The organism is Albimonas marina (assembly GCF_029223255.1).
GTDB lineage: Bacteria > Pseudomonadota > Alphaproteobacteria > Rhodobacterales > Rhodobacteraceae > Albimonas.
The window spans coordinates 836012-842364 of sequence record NZ_JARHUC010000003.1; the positions used below are offsets into that span (position 1 = coordinate 836012).

The window sequence follows — 6353 nt, forward strand, 5'->3', positions numbered from 1 at the left end:
GGAAATGCTGACCGGAAAAACATGAAGATGGGAAAAAAGATGAAAGTCCTTGTCTGCACGTTGATCGTGTCTGCGCTGGTCTGCTCGCCTGGGCTTGCTCAGGACTACGACCTCGTGATCGCCAACGGCCGGGTGATGGACCCCGAGACGTTGTTCGACGACATCGCCAATGTCGGCATCACCGACGGCCGCATCGTCGCCATCAGCACGGACCCGCTGACCGGAGGCGAGACGGTCGATGCGACCGGCCACATCGTGGCGCCGGGCTTCATCGACACCCATTTCCATTGGCAGACGCCGATCGGCTACCGGGTCGGCCTGCGCGACGGCCTGACCAGCAGCATGGATTTCGAGGCGGGCTGCGCGGGATCATACATCGCCGCCTGGTATGAAGCGCGCGCCGGCGTGACCCAGGCCAACTACGGCTGCGCGGTCAGCCACGAACTGGCCCGCGCGGTGGTGCTCGACGGGTCGACGGGCGATTTCCTCATAAACGGTCCCATTGCCGCTCTGGAAACCCGGAAGAAATCGGGCTGGAGCGTCACGCGCCCGACCCTGGAACAGGGCAACGCAATTCTCGAAGAGATCGACAAGGGTCTGCAGGCGGGCGCGCCGGGCATCGGCAGCACCGTGGGGTACATGAGAGAAGGCGTCTCTTCCCGCGAGATGTTCGAGGTGCAGAAGGCTGGCGCGCGCTACGGCCGCCCGACCGGCGCACATACGCGCTATACGCTCGGCACCGACACGACCGAGAACAACGGCGCGCAGGAACTCATCGCCAATGCCTTGGCGCTCGGCGCCCCGGCGATCGTCCTTCACTTCAACAACCCCGGCTGGCGGCTTGCCCACGAAATGATTTCGAGGCTTCAGGAACAGGGCCACAACATCTGGGGTGAAATCTATCCTTACGCTGCAGGGTCCACCACGCTGAATGCCTCTTTTCTGCAGCCGGAGAGTTGGGTCGAGCAGTTGGGCAACCGCTACGAGGATACCGTGCAGGATCCGGTCACGGGTGACTTCTACACCTTGGAGACATTCAAGGCCGACACGGCTTCCAATCCGACCAAGCCGATCGTCGTGTTCAAGATGCCCGCCGAAGATGCGCCGAAATGGCTGACGCTGAAGGGCGTCACCGTGGCCAGCGACGCGCTTCCTCCCGAACCGCATTTCGGCCCGTGGGACATCCCGCTGGACCAGCTCGGCAACACCCACCCCCGCGCGGCTGGCGCCCGGGGCATAACGATCCGTTTCGGCCGGGAAAACAACATCCCGATGATGCAGCTGATGTCGATCCTCAGCTACAACGCCGCCAAGCGCCTGGGCGATACGGGCCTTAAAGCGATGCAGGAACGCGGCCGCATCCAGACCGGGATGGTCGCCGACATCGTGGTGTTCGACCCCGAACTCTTCACGGACAATGCGACGTACGAGAAGGGCGCCGTGCCTTCAACGGGCATGAAGGCCGTGATCGTCAACGGGCAGGTCGCGTCGCGTGACGACAAGGTGCTTCCTGTCTTCGCCGGTCAGCCGATCCGGTTCGATCCCGAAGACAAGCCGCGCTTCGTGCCGATCTCGGTAGAGGCGTGGAATGCCGAATTCTCGACCGGGATGCCCAGCGACTTCACGGGAGCCTTCCCGGCGAATGGCGGCAACTGAGGTCTATGTGGTCAGGCAAGAAGACGGGATCATGCAATCTTGGTCTCCGTCTTGTTGGCGGCCATTTGCCCAGATCTTGAGCGCGTGCTGCCGGTTCCGCTTCGTCAACACCGAACGGGACGGTCCCGAAACCCAACTCACGGAAAAGGGAGAGCGAGAATGAAATTTCGCAACACCATCATGGCCCTTGCGGTTTCTGCGGCGGCGACCTTCGGCCCGGCCTACGCCCAGACAACAGAAGGCCTGCCTGTTGCCGCCGCGATCGAACAGGTCGCGACGAAGCTTGCCGGGCGCATCGGCTTCGCGGCGCAGGAAATCGGCGGCGACGACGTCATCGCGTTCAATGGCGATGAGACCTTCGCCATGGCCAGCACCTACAAGGTTGCGATCGCCACTGCAATTTTGGACCGCGTGGACAGGGGGGAACTGAGCCTCGACCAGATGGTCGAAATCACACCCGACATGATGATGATCGGGGACGCTGCGCTCAGCGACACATTCGTGCACGCAGGGCTTCAGCTTTCGGTGGCGAACCTGATCGAGATCATGATCACGGAGAGCGACAACACCGCGACCGACACCTTGATGGGGCTGGCCGGCGGACCCGCGGCAGTGACCGAGAATCTGCGCAGGCTCGGGATCACCGATTTCAGGGTCGATCGGACGACCGGCGAGATCATCGGGGAATTCTATGGCCTGCCGGGACCCGCCACGACGAAGGTCGCCACTGAGGCTTTCAAGACAAGGCCAGAGCTTGCAACGATCGTAAGTAACCGCAATCTGGACTTCGAGGCGGACCCCCGCGACCAGGCAACGCCCCTTGCGATGCTGCAACTCCTGCTTGCCATCGACAGCGGCACGGCGATGAGCGCCGAGAGCCGCGACTTCCTGCTCGATGTCATGTCGCGTACGCGCACCGGCGCTGGCCGGCTCAAGGGGCTGCTGCCCAGGGGAACGCCCGTGGCGCACAAGACCGGAACCATTGGGGGAGTGGCCAACGACGTCGGTTACATCACGCTCCCCGACGGTCGTCGGTTTGCAATCGCCGTGTTCACCAAGAGCAGCGCGACGTCCGAGGCGGACAGGGACCGGGCAATTGCCGAGGTCGCCCGCTCGCTGTTCGACTACTTCTACGTCGGGCAGATGGCGAAGCCTTAAGCGGGAAAACTTCGCCGTGCAGTCTGTCGCGGTGAGATCTTGCATGGCGCAGACAGAACTCTTCGGGAAGAACCATCGTTATCCCGCCAGGAGAAATCCGGTGAAGACCCCAATGCAAAGGAAAACCCCAGTGAAGAGCCTAGTGAAACCATTACCTGCCCTGCTTGTTTCGTCGCTGCTGTGCGTCACACCAGCACTCGCACAGCAGGCCATGACACAGGAAGAGGGCCAGGCGACCTTTGATGCGGTGCTCGCCGAAACTGCTGAACTGATCAAAGAAATGAACATCCCGGGACTTGGTGTCGGGGTCATCCATGGGCCCAACACTTACAGCGCCGGACTCGGTGTCACCAAAGTAGGCACCGACGAGGCCGTTACTCCTGATACGCAGTTTCAAATTGGCTCTGTGACCAAAACCTTCCTTTCGACAGTGGCCCTGCAGCTGTCCGAACGGGGCGAGCTGGATTTGAACGCGCGTGTCGTCGACCTCCTGCCGTGGTTCAGGGTCGCGGATCCCGACGCAACGTCGAAAGCCCGGGTCGTCGACCTGTTCCACCATCGCGCTGGCTGGTATGGCGACCATGGGTTTCTTCGTGTTCCTCCGGGCGGGTCGATCAGCGAGAAGGTCATGCTCCAGGCGGCTTACGTCGAGCAGCTCTATCCGTTCGGTCAAACCTGGATGTACAACAACACCAGCATCACCTTCGCGACCCATGTGGTGTCGCATGCCGGCGGAAAACCGATCGAGACCCTGATCGAAGAGAACCTGTTGACGCCGCTCGGCATGGAGTCGTCATCCTTCAATTACGATGCCACCCCGCCGGCTGAAAACTACGCATGGGGTCATCCGCCGATCTACGGGGAAGGCAGCATCAGCGATCTCAAGCCGTACTACATTCCGTTGATAAGAGAGTCCGCAGCCTCCGGCGCGCTCCGGTCGACGATTAACGACATGCTGAAATACGCCCGCTTTCAGCTGGACGGCGCGGACGCCGCCGGGAACCAGCTGCTGTCCAAAGAAGCGCTGGACTATGCCCACGCTCCGGCAGTCGAGGCCGAGGCCGGCGACTTTACCGGGCTGACATGGTTCATCCACGATTACGGCGGGGTCACCAGCCCCAGCCACGGGGGGAACTGGCCCGGCACGCGGTCTTTTCTGCAGCTGATCCCGGATCACGACTTTGCCGTGGTGGTTTTGATCCACAGCGATCGCGGAGCCGAGGCCTACAAGAAAGTTGCGAATGCAATGGTCAAAGCCTTCACGGGAATCGAGGCCGACTCTCCGGTCGCAGCGGGGGCTGATCCGGCTGTGCTCGATCCCTTCGTCGGCGTCTTCAAGGGAAATTCCCAGAACATCGAGATCCGGAAAGAGGACGACAAATATGTGTTTGTCCAGTTCTCCGCATTGACCAGCGGAGCGGATCCCGCGCCTGCCAATGTGGCCAACACGGCCGAGGGCTGGTTCATCATCACCGAAGGCCCGAACGAGGGCGCCCTTGGCGAATTGCTCGAAGATCCGTCTGGCGAACTCAACTACGTGCGATTCAACCACCGGATCTTCATTCGGGGCGACGGGGCGGTCGACGAATTCTCGCTCTCCGGGTCTGTCTTCGATAAACCGGCTGAGTAAGAGCCACGGATTCGGTGGAGGGGCGATCCTGCACGGCGCAGATCGAACTCTCCACCGAACCCGCTGCGTCGACATCTGGAGAAATCCAATGCGGAAACTGAACCTAAAGACCCTGACCGCGGCGCTTGCCGTCGCCGTCAGCGTCTCCCTTCCGGCGGCAGCTCAGGACGCCTCCGGGTCGATCCTGTTCACCAACGTCAATGTTTTTGATGGCTTGAACGAAGCCCTGATCATGAATGCCAATGTCGTGGTAACGGGCAACAAGATCACCGCGGTGTCGACTGAACCACTTGCTGTCGCGGGTGGCACGGTGATCGACGGACGGGGGCGCACGCTCATGCCAGGGCTGATCGACGCCCATTGGCACTCGTTGTTTGCGACGCTTTCTGTGGCTGAGTTGATGACAAATGATCTGGCCTACATGAGTTTTAAAGGGGCTATAGCGAACGAGGGCGCCTTAATGAGAGGTTTTACCACTGTTCGCGATATTGGCGGAAATGTCTTTTCAATCAAGAAGGCGACTGATGAAGGGCTTATAAACGGACCACGCATCTACCCTTCTGGGGCGGTGATTTCCCAGACTTCGGGTCATGGGGACTATCGTGCACCTTTGGCTGTGCCCGAGAATCCTGGGCAACCTCTGGATTATCTTCAGCAAGCAGGTATAGGGATAATAGCGGACGGGGTGCCCGAGGTAATTAAGCGGTCGCGAGAAATCTTGCGCCAGGGCGCGTCCCAGCTCAAAGTGATGGCTGGCGGCGGGGTGTCATCGGACTTCGACCCTTTAGATGTAACCCAATACACGTTTGCTGAAATGAGCGCCCTCGTGGAGGTCGCCAACACCTGGAATACCTACATCGCGGTACATGCCTTTACGGACACGGCCGTCAAACAGGCCTTGGAAGCAGGTGTAAAGAGCATTGAGCATGGACACCTGTTGGGTGAAGACGTAATCAAACTCTTGGCCGAAAAAGGTGCATGGCTCAGCATGCAACCCATTCTCGATGATGAGGATGCTATTCCCTTTCCTGAGGGCTCGCTCAATAGAGAAAAGTTTATAACTGTGACTGCGGGCACAGACGTCGTTTACGGATATGCCAAGAAACACGGCGCGAAAATCGCCTGGGGTACAGACGTGCTTTTCGATGCAGGACTTGCGGCAAAACAAGGCAAGTTGTTGGCCAAGATGAAGCGCTGGTTCACGCCCTTTGAAGTGCTGAAAATGGCAACACACGACAATGCCCAGTTATTAAAGCTGTCCGGTCCACGCGACCCCTATCCGGGCGAGCTCGGGGTAGTGAAGGCGGGCGCATTGGCTGACCTGATTCTAGTAGATGGAAATCCGCTCGAAAATATCGATTTGGTTGCTGATCCGCTGAAGAACTTCGTCTTGATCATGAAGAACGGCGCGATCTACAAGAACAGCATCGAGTGAACTTTTGCTACAGGCGTTTATCCAGAATGCCTGCAGCATCGTTCTGAGGAATCTGGGGGAAGGAGGCGATACATGAAGCGTAGAACATTCAATATACTAGCTGTCTCTGCGGGCGTAACTGCATTATCGTCCCCTTTGCTTGCTTCCCCAGGAAGCGGTGGAAAATTGCGTGTCTGCTGTGTCGGTTTCTTCCATGAAACCAACACTTATCTCACCGAAGGCATGGGCGAAACCACGCTGGACAACATGCGTATTTTTCGGGGTGATGAAATCAAGGCATTCAGAGGAACAGCCTTAGGCGGTGCAGTAGATGTGTGTGAGGAAAACGGCTGGGAATTACTCCCGGGTCTCAGAGCGTGTTTGAGAAGCCTGTTCAGCGCCTCCTGACGAGGGTGGCGATGGCGGCGACGGTGATGAGGGCTTCGGCGACGCGGGTGATCTGCTCGTAGTCCCGGACCAGACGTCTGCATTTCA

General features: G+C 59.5%; 5 protein-coding genes. All 5 read left to right on the forward strand.

The genetic code is table 11. The features are described 5' to 3' along the window. Window positions 1-21 precede the first annotated feature (21 nt). The 5 genes from P2H44_RS11430 (at window position 22) to P2H44_RS11450 (ending at window position 6266) form a co-directional block, all read left to right on the forward strand. Window positions 22-1656 (forward strand): amidohydrolase family protein, encoded by a 1635-nt coding sequence (locus P2H44_RS11430; protein ID WP_275763652.1) that lies wholly within the window; start codon window positions 22-24, stop codon window positions 1654-1656. 159 nt (window positions 1657-1815) lie between these two features. Beyond that, window positions 1816-2814 (forward strand): class A beta-lactamase, encoded by a 999-nt coding sequence (gene bla / locus P2H44_RS11435; RefSeq protein WP_275763653.1) that lies wholly within the window; start codon window positions 1816-1818, stop codon window positions 2812-2814. A gap of 43 nt (window positions 2815-2857) precedes the next feature. Next, window positions 2858-4444 carry a serine hydrolase domain-containing protein gene (locus P2H44_RS11440; RefSeq protein ID WP_275763654.1) on the forward strand — a complete coding sequence of 529 codons (1587 nt, stop codon included), beginning with the start codon at window positions 2858-2860 and terminating at the stop codon, window positions 4442-4444. A gap of 88 nt (window positions 4445-4532) precedes the next feature. Next, window positions 4533-5879 carry a metal-dependent hydrolase family protein gene (locus tag P2H44_RS11445; protein ID WP_275763655.1) on the forward strand — a complete coding sequence of 449 codons (1347 nt, stop codon included), beginning with the start codon at window positions 4533-4535 and terminating at the stop codon, window positions 5877-5879. Between the two features lie 72 nt (window positions 5880-5951). Continuing rightward, window positions 5952-6266, forward strand: coding sequence for a M81 family metallopeptidase (locus P2H44_RS11450; protein WP_275763656.1), 315 nt, complete (start codon window positions 5952-5954; stop codon window positions 6264-6266). Window positions 6267-6353 lie beyond the last annotated feature (87 nt).